This window comes from Embleya sp. NPDC059237, assembly GCF_042754105.1.
In the GTDB taxonomy this organism is placed as follows: Bacteria; Actinomycetota; Actinomycetes; order Streptomycetales; family Streptomycetaceae; genus Embleya.
Genome location: NZ_JBHZAE010000008.1, coordinates 115,732 through 131,025 on the forward strand (window position 1 = coordinate 115,732; position 15,294 = coordinate 131,025).

The following is a 15,294-nucleotide window of genomic DNA, read 5'->3' on the forward strand; positions in this document are numbered from 1 at the left end:
CGGGCCGGACGACCCGCTCGGCGCGGCTCCGGGTTCAGCGCAACATCAGGATGGACGCGAGCACGGCCAGTACGCCGAGCACCGTCGCCGCGAACGCGGCACCGGCGCCGGCCCGGCGACCGTGCCCGCCCGGCGCGCTGTGCGCGCCCGCCGAACGGGCCCGCGGCCCGAATCCGGACAACACCCGCGCCCACGGCGGACCACCGATCGGCGGGCGGCCCGGCCGGTGCCCCATCGGCACGGGTGTCGGTGCCGGCCCCGGCCCGGCCGGCGGCGGGCCGCCCGCGCCGTACAGGACCGAGTCCCAGACGTTCTCCGGCAGGATCCGCCGCACCGACTCGCGCATCCGCCCGGCGGTGTCGAAGCGCAGGTGCGGGTCCTTGCGCAGCGCGTGCAGCACCAGGTCGTCGACCGCTCCCGGCAGGTCCGGGCGGTACGCCGACGGCGGGGTCGGGTCCTCGCGCATGTGCCGGTACGCGATGTGCACCGCGGTACCGCCGTCGAACGGCGGCACGCCGACCAGCAACTCGTGCAGCAGACAGCCCACCGAGTACAGGTCGCTGCGGGTGGAGGCGGGATGCCCGAACGCCTGCTCGGGCGAGAAGTATTGCGGGGTGCCCATGATCCGACCGGGGTCGGTCAGCGCGCCGTCGGTGACGAACAGGGCGCGGGCGATGCCGAAGTCCATCACCTTGACCGCGCCGTCCGGGGTGATCATCACGTTGACCGGCTTGATGTCGCGATGCACCAGGCCGCGATCGTGGCTGTACTCCAGCGCGTCGAGCACCTTGGCGGTGATCGCGAGCGCGCGCGGCCAGGGCACCGGGCCGTGCGCCTCCAGCAGGTCGCGCAGGGTGATCCCGCGCACCAGCTCCATCACGATCCACGGCACCAGGACCCCGTCCTCGCCGGGGTCGGCGCCGGTGTCGAACACACGGACGATGGTGGGATGATCCAGCGCGGCCGCGTGCTCGGCCTCGCGGGCGAAGCGCGAACGCGCGACGGTGTCCTCGGCCAGGTCGCTGCGCAGCCGTTTGACCGCGACGAGCCGGTCGAGCATCAGGTCGTGCGCCTCGTGCACCACGGCCATCCCGCCGCCGCCGATCCGCCGTCCGGTGCGATACCGCCCGCCACCGAAGACGCGCCCGCTCGCCCGAGCCGGGTCCCCCGAAACGGTCACCGTCAGGCCGCCCTCCACGCTTCACGACTCGGGCACGACGGCCCCGCGAGTCGACCTACCGAACAGCGCTCCCGTCGTACCGCCGACAGCCTGTCAGAGACCCGACGCGAGCGCACCGGGGCGGCGCCGGGCAGGCGCCGCCCCGGTGCGCCCCGCGACGACGGGCGTCCGGACTCGTCGTCCGAACGATCCCGAGGGCTACGGACGATGCCGAAGGCTAGAGATACGGACCCGACTGGGTGTGCGGCGGCTCGCCCTGTCCCCCGGGTCCCACGCCGGGCGGCAGCGCCCGACGCATCGTCTCCAGCTGTGCGCGCGCCGCCATCTGCTGGGCGAACAGCGCGGTCTGGATGCCGTGGAACAGCCCTTCGAGCCATCCCACCAATTGTGCCTGCGCGATCCGCAGCTCGGACTCGCTGGGCACCGAGTCGTGGGTGAACGGAAGCGACAGGCGCTCCAGCTCCTCGACCAGTTCCGGGGCGAGCCCCTTCTCCAGTTCCTTGATCGAGCTGGCGTGGATCTCCTTCAGGCGCACCCGGCTCGCCTCGTCGAGGGGAGCCGCACGCACCTCCTCGAGGAGCTGCTTGATCATGCTTCCGATGCGCATGACCTTCGCGGGCTGTTCCACCATGTCGGTCACCGCGAGTTCACCGCCCTCTTCACCGAGGCCGCCGCCGAGCGCCATGCCATCCGGCCCGACGATCACCACCTGCGGGTTCTCACCATTCGCTTCGCTGTTCGGCGTATCCATGCATCTCATCCTAGGAGCGCCGGAGGGTTATGCCGTCCTCCCGCGCAGCACCGCACGCGATCGTGTCACAAGCGCCGCGAGCAGGCCCGCGAGCAGCGGCAGCACGACGAGCACGAGCGCGAGCCGCGCCCACGGAACCGCCACCGTGGGAGCGTGCAGCCTGTCCTGGATGGCGGGGGGCAGCTTCTCCCACACGGCCGCGCGCTGACCCCGACGCACGACCACCCCCGCGAGCACCCCGACGACCACGCCGAGCGCGGTACCCAGGAAGGCGATCACCCCACTCTGGAAAGCGGACAACCGACGCCGCACACCCGGTGGCGCGCCCACCGCACCGAGCGTGGCCAGGTCCTGTCGGCCGTCGGCGAGCGCGAGCCCGGTGGCCACTCCCGACGCGCCGATGGTGATGACCAGCGCGAACACCGCGAGCAGCAGCAGGCGCACGTCGTCCTTGCCCTGGAATCCGCGCTCGATGAACAGGAAGGTGCGGTCGGAGATCCGGGCCAGGTCCTCCTCCAGGCGCTGCTTCTGCGCGTCCGAGGGCGAACGCCCGGCGTCGTAGACCACACCTGCCGGTTCGGGGGTCGCGCCGAGCGTGGCCGCCGCCGCCGGGGAGGCGAAGATGCCACTGCTCAACCCGAACGGCGCCCGTACCACCACTGCGGGCAGCCGCACCACGGGCCGCGCCGGGTCCGGCTTCTCCATGACCGACATCCCGCCCGGGCCGGCACCGTTGCGGTACGTGACCACCTCGGCCGTGCCGTCCGGGCCGATGTAGCCGTCCTCGAACAGCACGATGCCGCCCCGGGCCAACACCTCGGCCGCGCGCGGGTCGTGCGCACCGGTGAGTTCGCGCAGCGTGTCGGCGTCACCGACCACCGATCGGAAAAAGCCGTTGCCCGGCGAGGAGAACGCGCATCTGGAATCGGCGTGCCACCGCGCCGGATCGCCGCCGTCCTCGATCGGACACCGGAACTCGGGCAGCTTCCGCACCCGGTAGCCGGCGCACTCGGACCGGTCCGGGGTACACGGCCCGGTCAGCGAGCCGAGCGCACCGCCCTTCGCGCCGGGCAGCGTCCGCTCCACCACACGGCGCACCTCCTCGATCTGCCCGGCGGTCACCGGCGCACCCGGCCGGCCGGGAAAGGGATCGCTCTCGTGGATGCCGACCAGGACGTGGTTCGTCAGGGCGTTGGGGCGGTACGCGTTGCGCTCGTCGGCGGTCTGACTCGACCACACCACCGCCACCGCCACCGAACCCGCCACCGCCGCCATCACCGCGGCCATCGCGGGCGCGCTGCGCGGTCGGCTGCGGGCCGCGTCGCGCAGCGCCAGCCGGGGGCTCAGCGGCAGGAACCGGCCGAGCCGCGCGGTCAGCCCGATCAGCGCCGGACAACACGCGACCAGGCCGAGTTCGGCCACCACAACCCCGACGACGATGATCGTCTCGTCCGCCCGGTCCGCGCCGTACAGCGCGATCGCGGCGCCGAGCGCGACACCGGTCGTCCCGGCGATCGGCATCAGGCGCGAGCCGCGCCGAACCCCGCGGCGGCCGGTCAACGACGCGGCGATGTCCTCGCGGGCCGCGAGCCAGGCCGGGATCAGCGCGGCGAGCACACCGATCGCGACCCCGACCCCGGCGATGCCGAGCAGTTCGAGCGGGCGCACGTCGTAGTGGCCGAGCAGTCGCCCGGTGCGCTCGGCGAACCACGGGCGCAGCACAGCCGCGACCGCCAGGCCGAGCGAGGTGCCGAGCAGCGCGCCGACCGTGCCGAGCACCAGCCCGCCGCCGAGAACCACCCCGCCGATGTGCCGGCGACCACCCCCCGCCACGCCGATCAGCCCGAGTTCGCGCCGCTTGCGGCGGGCGCCCACGGCGAAGGCCGGACCCGCCAGCAGGATCATCTCCAGCAGCCCGAGCCCCAGGCCGATGCCGCCGAGCCGGAGCGCGTGCGAGCCGGCCCACTGTCGCGGGGTCCGCAACGGCTGCTCCGACGCGGCCGGCGGATGCCGAAGCACCGCGGCGGATCTGACGAGGATTCCCCGCCGGTTCGCCTCCAGGACCCCGCTCCAGGGCAGGCCGCCGGGAATCCGGATCATCGTGGCGGTCTCCACCGTGGTGCCCCCGTTCGGCGCGGAGCCCGAGGACACGGCGTCCAGCAGGGCGCCCGACACGGCAAACACCATGGTCGCCCGCAGATCCTGCGGCAGGTCGACGGTGCCGACGATCCGGTATCTGCGCCCGGTACCCAACTCGGTCAGTTCTCCACCGACGCGGTACCCGGCCGAGCGGCGCAGTCGTTCGGTGACGACCACCTCGTCCCGGGCGACCGGGGCCCGCCCCTCGCGTTGGTGGACAATGCCCTTCGCGAGCGGCTTCACGTAGTCGAACTCGCGGAACATCACGCTGCCTCGACCGTGCGCGGTGGACACCATCACGTAGGCGAAGCGGTCGGTGAGGGTCTCGGTGATCCCCGGTATCACCGAGACCGGGTCCACCGCCGCGGGTGTACCGGTCGCCGCCGCGCCCCCCGGCTGCGCGCCGGAGGGCGGGGATGGGGAGGGAGGCGACGCCGTCTCGTGGGGGACGGTCTGCCAGTCGTTGCCTTCGGGGTCCTGGAGAATCGCGGTGGGGAGTTGGCCGGGGATCCGCGAGCCGCGCTCCTGCGCGGTGTCGCTCACCCGCGCGTCCGCCTGTCCGAGCGTGCGCGAGATCAGCTCGTCGGTGTCGAGTTGCGCGCTGCGCCAGGTCACATCGGCCGCGCTCATCCCCAGCACGGGGATGGCGATCATCGCGACGATCAGGGCGCTGCGTCCCTTGGCCCGCAGCGCGTCCCGCCGGGCGATCCGCAGGCAGGCCCGCCAGGAGCCGACGCTCATCGCGCACCGCCTCGGGAGATCAACGACTCGGCGGAGGCCGCGGCACCGGTGTCGTCCACCAGGCGGCCGTCGCGCAGGAACACGATCCGGTCCGCCCAGGCCGCGTGCCGGGCCTCGTGGGTGACCAGCACCACCGCCGCACCCGCGTCGCAGCGCCCGCGCAACACCCGCAACACCGCCTCGCCGGTGGTCGAGTCGAGCGCGCCGGTCGGCTCGTCGGCCAGCAGCAGCCGGCGCTCGCCCACCAACGCCCGGGCGATCGCCACGCGTTGTTGCTGGCCGCCGGACATGTCGTCGGGGAAGCGGTCGCCGAAGTGTTCGAGGCCGACCTCGGTCAGTGCCGCCTGCGCGGCCTGCCGGGCCCGGCGGATCGAGGCGCCGTCGAGTTCGAGCGGCAGCGCGACGTTCTCCGCCGCGGTCAGCGCCGGGACCAGGTTGAGGTCCTGGAAGACGTAGCCGATGCGGCGCCGGCGCAGCGCGGCCATCCGGCGCCGATTGAGCGCGCCGAGTGGTTGCCCCTCGACCAGGACCGCGCCGCCGGTGGGTGTGTCCAGTCCGCCGGCGAGCATCAGCAGGGTCGACTTGCCCGACCCGCTGGGTCCCATCACGGCCAGCATCTCGCCCGGTACGACGCTCAGGTTCACCTCGGCCAGGGCCTCCACCCGGACCTCGCCCCGGCCGTGGATCCGGCCCACCGACCGGAGTTCGAGGACCGGTATGGCGCCGGCCCCCGGGTCCGTGCGCTCGGCGCCGTTCATCGGCGCGCTCCGCGCTTGCGCGGCGGTACGGACTGCTCGACCGCCGGGACCGGCGCGCGCTCCGCGGCCCGGCGGGCCAGGCGGGTCTCGCAGTGGTCGAGCCAGCGCACCTCGGCCTCCGCGTGGAAGATCAGCGATTCCAGGACGAGTTGCCACGCCAAGTCATCCTCGGCCGCGCGCGTCTTGAGCCGGGTGTAGTCCTGGAGCGCGCGCAGCGTGTGGGCGCGTTGGCCCTGGACCACCGTGGCGATGTCGACCCCGGGCACGGTGACGGCCATCGCGAGCTTGATCGCGAGTTCGTCCCGGGGCGGGTTGGTGCGCGAGACCGGTGCGTCGAACCAGGCGCGCAACTCGGCGCGGCCCGGTTCGGTGATCCGGTAGAAGACGTGCCCTTCGGCGTCCTCGCCGTCGGGCGCGACCAGGCCGTCGCGATCCAGCCGGCCGAGCGTGGTGTAGACCTGCCCGACGTTCAGGGGCCAGGTGGATCCGGTCCGGGCCTCGAATTCGCTCCGGAGTTGATAGCCGTACCGGGGACCCTGATCGAGCAGTGCGAGCAGGCCGTGTTTGATGGACATACCGAGTATGTGTATACCCGGTATGCTCATCATGCAAGGCCGACACCCGCGAGAGCGGGGGCGGGCGGGAACGGCCGCCGGGCAAGGGAGGGACCTACGACACAAACCCGATCACCGGGCGCCGGCGCGGGGTCAGTTGCCGGAGAACGGGCCCCGGCAGCGGAAGTCGAACGTGTAGCGCTGGGTCTGCGCGTTGGCCACCGGCTGCAGGATCAGCAGTTGCACCACGCCGCTGACCTCCCCGAGCAGTTGCGGCGGGATCGGCCAGGGCACGGACAGGCTCTGCTGGCGCGGCCCCGAGCCGGTGAAGCGCATGATGTCCGGCGGGAACACCCGCACCTTGTCGTAGACCCACTGATAGACCACGTCGCCCGGGCCGACCCCGTCCACGAGCACGGTCCCGATCAGCTGTATCTGTTCGAGCCCGTTGCACCACACGTAGGAGCCGTTCGCCCGGTCCGCGACGATCCGCAGGCCGGTCACCCGAAAACGCTGACCCAGCGGGGGCGGGCTGCCCGGATCACCGCCGCCGGTGGTGGGGGTGGCGCCCGATCCGCCGGTGGTGGGCTCGCCGACCGGGGGCGATGTGGCGCCGGTCCCGGGCCGGTTGCCGGAACCGCTGTCCTGCGCGGCCGGCGGGGCCGGCGTCTCGGTCACCGTCACCGTGGGCGCCGGGACCCGCTGACCACCGGCGCTCGGCTGCCCGGCGGGTGCGGGCGTGGTGCCATCGGTCGGCGTCGAGGTGGCCTCGATGCTCTGGTCCTGGGCGGGCAGTTGCGGCGGGATGTCGGCCGGACTGGGCGCGGCCCCGTCGTGCCGGGCCCGGATCCCGGGGCCGGCGCCCCAGACGTTGGTGAGCACGAGCAGCGTGATGAGGGCCAACGCGATGATCGTCGGTCCCAGCGGAATCCGCCGGTGAAACCCGCGGATCGACCACATCACGCCTCCTCCCCCCACCATCGGACGGACGTTGCCGGAAGGTAACCCCGTATCCCGATCCGCATCCTCGACGAGCCTGCACCCTTCATCCGCGATGCGCCAGACACCCAGTCTGCCCGGCGGGACCGACGCCCGTCCCGCCGCTCAGCGTCGTCGCGGCGCAGGGGAACACCGGACGAGCAGTCCACCGGCGCAGACGATACCGGCTCCTCCGAGGGCGATCAGAGTCAAATTCACAACGGATGGGCCGGTTCTGGGCAGGGTGGGCGGCGCACCGAAGGCCGGAGGGGTGGCAGGGGCGGAGGCGTCGGTCGAGGTGTTCGGCTCGGTCTCCACCAGATACCGCGCGACGACTCGCCCGCCGGAGCGCACGGCGTACACCCCGGGTCGATCGTCCCCGGTGATCTCCGCCCCCCAGGATCGGAGCGCGTCCAGACCCTCGGTCCCCCCGGTGAGCAGGAGCTCCCGCTCGACGTCGAGGACCGCCTGCCCCGACTCGTCGGTCACCGGTCGGGCGCCGTGTCGGGCCAGCCGGTCGAGCAGCCGGTCCCACTCCTGTTGGGTGGGCGCGTCGGTGATCGGCGCGGGTTTGGCCGGCGTGGTGGGCACCACCGGCTCCTGCGGCGGCACCGGCGGATCGGGCCGCAACCCGGGTGCGGCGGGCGCCCGACCGCGCGGGCCCGCGGTCGATCCCGCGTCGTCGACGGCCCGTTCCGCCGACGACGCCGATCCGTCGACCGGGGCCGGCGGGGGTACGGGCGCCGCGCTCGCGAGCACGCCGAAGCCGGGGAGGACGTGGACCGCCGCGAACACACACCCGGCAGCCAGTCGACGCGCGAAGCCGCCGGGGGTAGGCATGTCGTCAGATTAAGGAAAATCGACAAAAGACCCATCCAGCGACATACGCCGCACCGATCCGGTCATCCGATTTTCATTCGTCCGGCGGCAGATCGGCCCACCCCGGCAGGCTCCCGTCAGCGCACCCGCAACACGACCTTGCCGATGTGTCCGCTCTCCTCCAGCACACGGTGCGCGTCGGCCGCCTCGGCCACCGGCATCACCCGGTCCACGATCGGCACGACCCGGCCGGCCGCCACCAGCGGCCACACGTGCTCGCGCACCGCCGCCACGATCGCCGACTTCTCCGCGATCGGCCGGGCCCGCAGCGAGGTCGCGGCCACCGCTGCCCGCTTCATCAGCAGCTTGTTGAGGTCCAACTCGCCCCGGGTGCCGCCCTGGAGCCCGATCACCACGAGTCGCCCGTTCACCGCGAGCGCGTCCACGTTGCGGTCGAGGTACTTCGCGCCCATGTTGTCCAGGATCACGTCGACCCCGGCGCCGCCGGTGGCCTCCGCGACCCGGGCCACGAAGTCCTCGCCGCGGTAGTCGATGGTCACGTCGGCGCCCAACTCGCGGCAGCGCTCCAGCTTGGCGGCCGATCCGGCGGTGGTCAGGATGCGCGCGCCGGCCACCTTCGCCAGTTGGATCGCCATCGTGCCGATGCCGCTCGATCCGCCGTGCACCAGGAAGTTCTCGCCCTTGCGCAGGTGGGCCACCATGAACACGTTCGACCAGACCGTACAGACCACCTCGGGCAGCGCCGCCGCCGAGATCAGGTCCACCCCCTCGGGCACCGGGAGCAGTTGGCCGGTGGGCACCCGCACCCGCTCGGCGTAGCCGCCGCCCGCGAGCAGCGCGCACACCTCGTCGCCCACGGCCCAGCCGGACACGCCCGCGCCGACCTCGACGATCCGGCCCGACGCCTCCAGACCGGGGTATTCGGAGGCGCCCGGCGGCGGGCGGTAGAACCCCTGTCGCTGCATCAGGTCGGCCCGATTGACCGCCGTGGCGGCCACCTCCACCAGAACCTCGCCGGGTTCGGGTTTCTCGTCCGGGACCTCGCCCCAGGTCAGTACCTCGGGTCCGCCCGGCTCGGCAATCGTGATGGCGTACATGTCTCCAGCCTATGAGTCACCCGGCTTGGGACGGGGCTTATGGGTCTTGATCACCACGAGTCGGTCACCCGCGCCGAGCACCGCCGCCTCCGGATCGTCGTGCCGCAGCGTGCGGTGTCCGCGCACCACCGCCACCACCAGATCGCCGCACTCGCCCGGCGACCTGCCCTTCTCGTGCTTCTCGAGCGGCCGTTCGACCAGGTCCATGCCCTCGCCGTAGTGCATCAGGTCCTCCATCACCTCGCCCACGTTCGGGCTGAGCATGGAGACCCCGAGCAGCCGGCCCGCGGCGCTGGCGGTGGTGACCACCGAATCGGCACCGCTCTGCCGGATCAGCGGCGCGTTCTCGTCCTCGCGCACGGCAACCACGATCCACGCGCGCCGGTTCAACTGCCGTGCGGTCAGCGTGACCAGGGCCGCGGTGTCGTCCCGGTTGACCGACACGATGATGTTCCGCGCCCGCTCGACCTCGGCCCGGCGCAGCACCTCCGCCCGGGTCGCGTCGCCGGAGACCACCACGAGCCGGTCGTCGTCGCTCGCCTCGGCGACCGCCTCGGGGTCGGAGTCGACCACGACGATGTTCTCGCGCGAGACGCCCTGCGCCATCAAGGTGTGCACCGCGCTGTATCCCGTCGTGCCGTAGCCGACCAGGACGGTGTGGTCGCGCAACGTGGACCTCCAACGGTTGAGCCGCAACTGCTCCCGGGTGCGCTCGGTGAGCACCTCGAGGGTGGTGCCGACCAGGATGATCAGGAAGACCACCCGCAGCGGGGTGATCAGCACCACGTTCACCAGGCGGGCGCCGTCGCTCGCGGGGGTGATGTCGCCGTAGCCGGTGGTGGAGAGGGTGACCGTCGCGTAGTACACCGCGTCGAGGAACGAGACGTGGTCGTCCACCGCGTCGCGATAGCCGTCGCTGTCGGCGTAGACGATCAGGATCGTCAACGCCAACACCAGCAGCGCCATCCCGAATCGGCGCAACACCTGTGCCAGCGGCCCGGGTCGGTCCTTGGGGATGTGTACGCTCGCGCCGGCCTGACCGGCCATGCCCGCCGGCCCCTCGGGTCGTTTGCGCAGCGTCGGCAGCGGCCGGGTCAGCGCGCCGCGCGGCCCGCGCCGATCGGCCGGGCGGTCGTCGGGAACACGCACCGTCCTCACCGGGGCGCCGCCAGCACCTCGACCGGATCGCCCGCGCGCACCCCGCCCGGCGGTACCACCGCAATCCGGTCGGCGACCGCGAGCCCGCGCAACATCGCCGGTCCGGCGAAGGCCAGCGGCCGATCCCCGCGCATCGGCACCAGGCGGGTGTCGTGCGGGTGACCGGCGATGTCGGCGCCGGCCCGGATCCGGCGCGGGCGCGGTTCGGGCCGCCCGGACAACCGGCGCAGCAGCGGCACCGCGAGGGTGAGCATGCCGGCGACCGCGGCCAGCGGATTGCCCGGCAGGCCGACCAGATACCGCCCGGCGCCGGGGCGTTCACCCGGCAGGTGGGCGAGCAACATCGGATGCCCGGGGCGAACCGCGACGCCGTCCACGAGGACGTCCGCGGCCAACTCGGCGAGCAGCCCGTGCACGTGGTCGCGCGGCCCGTCGGCGGTACCGCCGGTGGTGATCACCACGTCGGCGCGCGACCCGCTCACGTGGGCGCGCAGCGTGTCCGGGTTGTCCCCGACCCGGCGCACCCGCAGCAGATCGGCGCCCAGGGTGCGCAACCACGGCGTGATCAGCGGGCCCAGCGCGTCCCGGATCCGGCCCTCCCGAGGCAGCCCGGAGTCCAGCAACTCGTCGCCGAGCACCAGCAGTTCCACCCGCGGCCGGTCCACCACGACCAATTCGTCGTAGCCGGACGCGGCGGCCAGGCCGGTCACCCCGGGGGTGACCGTGGTGCCCGCCGGCAGCAGTTCGTCGCCGCGTCGACACTCCTGCCCGCACGCGCGGATGTCGGTGCCCTGCTGGATGTGCGCGTCGGCGAAGAGCGTGCGGCCCTCGACCCGGCTCTGCTCGCTGCGCAGCACGGCGGTGGCCCCGTGCGGCACCCGCGCGCCGGTGGCGATCTCCACCGCGTCCCCGTCGCGCATCACCCCGATCTCCCCGCCCGAGTCGCCCGCGAGCAACCGGCCGCGCACCCGCCACGGCCCGGGACCCGCGACCGCCCAGCCGTCCATCGCGGAAGTGTCGAAGGAGGGCAGGTCGGTGAGCGCGACGATGGGCCGGGCCAGCACGTGATCGCGCGCGTGATGCAGGGTGCGCGAGACCGCGGGCAGCGGTCGTCCGGCCGCGCGCGCGGTGGCCCGCGCCTCCGGCCAGCCGAGCGCCGACGGCACCGGCGCATGCGGTTCGGGGCGCGGCACGGTCCGACTCTCCCGAGGGACCATCAGGCGTCCGGTTCGACGTCGGGGCCCCGACGCTCGGCGAGTTCGCGTGCCTGCCGCAACGCCTCGGCCACCGCGTCGGCGCCGCCGCCGCGCATGGCCGCGGCGTAACCGACCAGGAAGGAGGTGAGCGGCGCGGCGGGTCGCTGCACGTTGTGCGCCGCCACCCGGGTCATGTCGAGCAGCGCCGCGATGTCCACGTCCAACTCGATGCCCAGTTCCTGCTTGACCGCTTCGGTCCACTCGTCCAGGCCAGTCATCTCTCTCCTCTTCGGGGCTGTGTCCATCCTCCCCGACCGTGCTCGCGCGTCGCGCACATCCGCCCAGGTGTCGCAGTCGAAGGCGGCGTCGGGACCGGCCTGGATCCGGCGCGTCGCCAGCGGGCCGACCACCCGGCGCAGCGCCGCCCCGGCGGGCTCGCCCAGATCGGCCAGCGCGGTGCGGAGCGCGGCGGTGCGGTAGGCGGCGAGCAGGTACTGGTCGCGCCCGTCGGCGTCGACCGCGACCACGCCGGCCGGCGCGTCCGGCCCCCGGTCGGGGCCGAGCGCGGCCAGCAGGCGGTCGAGCAACGCGGCGGACAGGAACGGCAGATCGGCCGCGAGCAGGACCACCGCGTCGGCCCGCACGACCGGCAGCGCGGCGGCGAGCGCGGCCACCGGGCCGCCGCCGGGCGGGTCCTCGCGCACCCACACCACCTCGCGGTGGGTCGGCCGGCGCGGGCCCACCACGATGGTGCGTTCGGCGCCGGCCGCCGCGGCGAGCACCCGGTCGAGCAGGGGGACACCGGCCACGAGCAGGCCCGGCTTGTCCGCGCCCGCCAGCCGCCGGGCCGCGCCGCCGGCGAGCACGATGGCGTCGTGGCCGCTCATGCCGGCGCGTTCGCGGAGGTGCAGGACCAGCGGAAGAGCGCCATCCCGACGCTGGTGGCCAGGTTGTAGCTGGAGACCTTGGGCCGCATCGGGATGGCCACCCGTCGATCCGCCCGCCCGCGCAACGCCGCGGAGACGCCGTGTCGTTCGGTGCCGAAGGCGAGGACCGCGTCGTCGGGGATGTCGGTGGCCCGCAGGTCGTCGCCCTCGGGGTCGAGCACGAACAGCGGCCCGTCGGGCAGCTCGTCGAGGCCGACCCGGGCGACCTCGGTGGCGAAGTGCAGCCCCGCGCTGCCCCGGATCACGTGCGGATGCCACGGGTCCAGGTCGCCGGTGGTCAGCACGGCGGCGGCGCCGAACCCGGCGGCCAGCCGGATCACCGCCCCGACGTTGCCCAGGTTGCGCGGGTTCTCCAGGAGCACGACGGGCGCGGCGCGCTCGCCCGGGGTCGCGGGTTCGGGACGCCGGGCGAACGCGAGCACGCCGGTGGGACCGGCGCGCGGGACCAGTTCGCGCAGCAGGGCTTCCGGTACCTCGATCGCCGTCTCGTCCAGGTGTTCGCCCACGTCGGCCGCGAGTTCGTCGGCGAGCGTGCGGACCGCGGCCCGGTCGGTGGTCACCACCAGGGAGATCGCCGCGCCGAACCGCAGTGCGTGCTTGACCGCGTGGAAGCCGTCGAGCAGCACCGTCCCGGGCACCGCGGCCAGCCGGCGCACCCGGGCATCGACGTCGTGGGAGTCCATGACGGCAGCCTAGAACGCGACCGACCCCCGCCCCGACCGGCGTGGCGCGGGTCGGGGCGGGGGTGCGGGTGCCTGGCTCAGGCCCGACTCGCGGTCGGCGACAACCCCGCCGGCCCGTCGGACGCGGGCGGCACCGCCGGCGGCCGGGGATCGGCCGGCGCCTTCGCCGGCGCGGCGGGCCCGCGCCGCAGCCGGGCAGTGAGCCGCCCGATCACCCGCGAGCGGGTCCAGATCAGGAACGCGGTGGGCAGGAACAGCGCGTCGCCCACCGACATCGACGCGGAGAACGCGGGCAGGCCGAGCAGGACGGCGATGCCGAAGTGCATGCCGAGCAGGATCACGATCGCGACGTACTTGACCCGCTTCGCGAACAGCATGAAGACGAAGCCGACCTGGATGAACACCGTGAGGTAGGCCAGCACGACGCCCATCTCGGTGTTCGCGGCGAGCGTGTGGCTGATCCCGGGCCAGGGCGCGAAGTACTCCAGGTTCAGCACGTAGTGCATCGCCGTGCCGTCCTGCCAGTACGAGCCCTGCACCTTGTAGAGGCCGGCCGCGCCGTAGATGAAGCACACCTCGGCGGCGATCACGAACAGCGCGCAGTTGTGCACCGCGGTGACCACGCCGGCCCGGACCTGCTCCACCTCGCGCGGCAGGCGCCACAGCGCGCCGAAGACCACGAGGATCCCGGGGAGCCAGATCCATTGGCACACGAACGCGAAGGAGAACTTGGGGTGCAGGGCCCACGAGTCGCCCCGGCAGGTGGTGCCGAGCACGACCATGGCGATCAGCCCGACGAGCACCCCGACCTCGTGCCCGGGACCGGTGCCTGGGCGCACCCCGGTGCGCCGGGCCCGACGGGCGTCCAGCGACCACACCCGACCGCAGGCGGTGAAGGCGAGGTAGATCGACATCAGCAACAACACGGTGTCGCCGCCGTCGGTCATCAGGATGGAGCGGCTGTTGAACGACACCACCATGACGGCGAACAGGATGCTCGTCGCCCGGGTGTGCCAGCCGAGCACGAACAGCGCGCTGACCACGACGGCGGCCAGGTAGACGCCCTCGAACCACCAGCGCGAGTCGCTTTCGAGCAGCAGGCTCACGCCCTGGATGCCGTTCAGCAACTCCCGGGCCATGTCCGGCGACCAGGCCGACTGATCGCCCCAGATCTCCCGGCGGTTCAGATATTCGCGCAGCAGGCTGACCAGGAACACCAGGCCGTAGCCGATCCGCAGCAGCGCCGCCTGGTGCACCGCGAAGGTACGCGTACCGACCGCGTCCAGGGCCGCGACCAGCGCGCGGCCGACGGCGTCCTCCCTGCGGCGCCACGGGCTCGCCGCGCTGCGCGGCTGCGACTCACCGGAAGTCATCGGGCTTCGTCTCCCACCAGCCGAGCGTGCGGTACGAGGTCGTCGGCTTGGGACTCGCGTCCGGCTGGCCGATCGACGTGGTCGCGACCCGGATCCGGATGGACTCGAGCGAGCGGTTCAGGCCGGCGTCCTGGAAGCGGTGCACCACGATCCGGCGCAGGTAGCGCTGGGTCAGCGGGCCGCGGCTGCCGATCGCCGACTCGTCCTTGGCGTCGTGGCTGTCCGCGTAGCTGGACCAGGCGCGCCGGATCATGTTCTGGTCGGCCTTGCTCGGATACGGGTTGCCCCGGATGTGGTTCAGGTCGTCCAGGGTCAGGTCGGACCAGTCCGACTCGACGACCCGGCCGTCCGGACCGCGCACCCGCGACTGTGCCTGCACGCGGAAGTTCTCCGACATCGGATTGGGCGCGAACAGCGCCCAGTTCTGCTCGAAGTAGGGGTAGATCCAGGTGCCGGTCTCCTTCTGGTACTCCTTGCTCAGCGCGTTGCTCGGCGCCACGTGCAGGAACACGAAGAAGACGTGGACGAGGGTCACCAGGATCGCGAGGACGGCGAACGCCGCCGTGACCGAGCGCACCGCGGTCGACCGGCGCTCGTCGGCGGGCACCGCCGTGTCCGTCGGCACGTCGACGGGGGAACGCTCCCCCGCCTGTTCCGGAATGCGGACGGCGGGCGATGGTGTGCCGGATGCCGGACCCGAATCGGTCGTCGGTCCGCCGGTCGCGGTGCCCACCGCCGCCCCGGACTCGACTGGCGGCTTCGACCGATCCACCGGTTGCCCGGGCACCGCGTCGTCAGGCGACTGCATGCCTCTCCCGTGGTCGATGGGTCCGATCCGGACCCGTGCGCCCGGCACGCTACCGGGTCCGGTCGGCGGGGCGTACCGAAACCACCGCCGA

At 73.4% G+C, this 15,294-nt stretch carries 14 protein-coding genes; all 14 read right to left on the reverse strand.

The features are described 5' to 3' along the window. Positions 1-34: 34 nt before the first annotated feature. The 14 genes from ACFXKZ_RS25285 to ACFXKZ_RS25350 all read right to left on the reverse strand — a co-directional run bounded on the left by ACFXKZ_RS25285 (position 35) and on the right by ACFXKZ_RS25350 (position 15,020). Entirely contained in the window at positions 35-1,180 is a 1,146-nt protein-coding gene (locus ACFXKZ_RS25285) for a protein kinase (protein WP_380003267.1), read from the reverse strand. Between the two features lie 217 nt (positions 1,181-1,397). Next, the gene (locus ACFXKZ_RS25290) at positions 1,398-1,931 is read right to left on the reverse strand and encodes a bacterial proteasome activator family protein (protein WP_078976350.1); all 534 of its coding nucleotides are present in this window, start codon (positions 1,929-1,931) and stop codon (positions 1,398-1,400) included. A 27-nt stretch (positions 1,932-1,958) separates the two neighbouring features. After that, a complete protein-coding gene (locus ACFXKZ_RS25295; RefSeq protein WP_380003269.1) occupies positions 1,959-4,811 on the reverse strand; it encodes an FtsX-like permease family protein in 2,853 nt (950 codons plus the stop codon). Next, the gene (locus tag ACFXKZ_RS25300) at positions 4,808-5,569 is read right to left on the reverse strand and encodes an ABC transporter ATP-binding protein (RefSeq protein ID WP_380003270.1); all 762 of its coding nucleotides are present in this window, start codon (positions 5,567-5,569) and stop codon (positions 4,808-4,810) included. Before ACFXKZ_RS25300 ends, ACFXKZ_RS25295 begins: the two co-directional genes overlap by 4 nt. Next, positions 5,566-6,144, reverse strand: a complete 579-nt coding sequence (locus ACFXKZ_RS25305; protein ID WP_380003271.1) for a PadR family transcriptional regulator — start codon at positions 6,142-6,144, stop codon at positions 5,566-5,568. The genes ACFXKZ_RS25300 and ACFXKZ_RS25305 overlap by 4 nt, the downstream gene beginning before the upstream one ends. Before the next feature lie 132 nt (positions 6,145-6,276). Beyond that, entirely contained in the window at positions 6,277-7,083 is an 807-nt protein-coding gene (locus ACFXKZ_RS25310) for a hypothetical protein (protein WP_380003272.1), read from the reverse strand. A gap of 144 nt (positions 7,084-7,227) precedes the next feature. Next, positions 7,228-7,941, reverse strand: a complete 714-nt coding sequence (locus ACFXKZ_RS25315) for a hypothetical protein (protein ID WP_380003273.1) — start codon at positions 7,939-7,941, stop codon at positions 7,228-7,230. 116 nt (positions 7,942-8,057) lie between these two features. After that, a complete protein-coding gene (locus ACFXKZ_RS25320) occupies positions 8,058-9,038 on the reverse strand; it encodes an NAD(P)H-quinone oxidoreductase (RefSeq protein WP_380003274.1) in 981 nt (326 codons plus the stop codon). Between the two features lie 9 nt (positions 9,039-9,047). Next, complete coding sequence (locus ACFXKZ_RS25325) at positions 9,048-10,196, reverse strand: potassium channel family protein (RefSeq protein ID WP_380003275.1); 1,149 nt, start codon at positions 10,194-10,196, stop codon at positions 9,048-9,050. Beyond that, positions 10,193-11,389, reverse strand: a complete 1,197-nt coding sequence (locus tag ACFXKZ_RS25330) for a molybdopterin molybdotransferase MoeA (protein ID WP_380003276.1) — start codon at positions 11,387-11,389, stop codon at positions 10,193-10,195. Before ACFXKZ_RS25330 ends, ACFXKZ_RS25325 begins: the two co-directional genes overlap by 4 nt. A 23-nt stretch (positions 11,390-11,412) precedes the next feature. Further along, the gene (locus ACFXKZ_RS25335) at positions 11,413-12,279 is read right to left on the reverse strand and encodes an NTP transferase domain-containing protein (RefSeq protein WP_380003277.1); all 867 of its coding nucleotides are present in this window, start codon (positions 12,277-12,279) and stop codon (positions 11,413-11,415) included. Continuing rightward, positions 12,276-13,022, reverse strand: coding sequence for a TrmH family RNA methyltransferase (locus ACFXKZ_RS25340; protein ID WP_380003278.1), 747 nt, complete (start codon positions 13,020-13,022; stop codon positions 12,276-12,278). The genes ACFXKZ_RS25335 and ACFXKZ_RS25340 overlap by 4 nt, the downstream gene beginning before the upstream one ends. A 77-nt stretch (positions 13,023-13,099) precedes the next feature. Further along, positions 13,100-14,395: an HTTM domain-containing protein gene (locus ACFXKZ_RS25345; RefSeq protein WP_380003279.1), complete on the reverse strand. Its 1,296-nt coding sequence runs from the start codon at positions 14,393-14,395 to the stop codon at positions 13,100-13,102. Further along, positions 14,382-15,020, reverse strand: coding sequence for a DUF5819 family protein (locus tag ACFXKZ_RS25350; protein ID WP_380003280.1), 639 nt, complete (start codon positions 15,018-15,020; stop codon positions 14,382-14,384). Before ACFXKZ_RS25350 ends, ACFXKZ_RS25345 begins: the two co-directional genes overlap by 14 nt. Between the last annotated feature and the right edge of the window lie 274 nt (positions 15,021-15,294).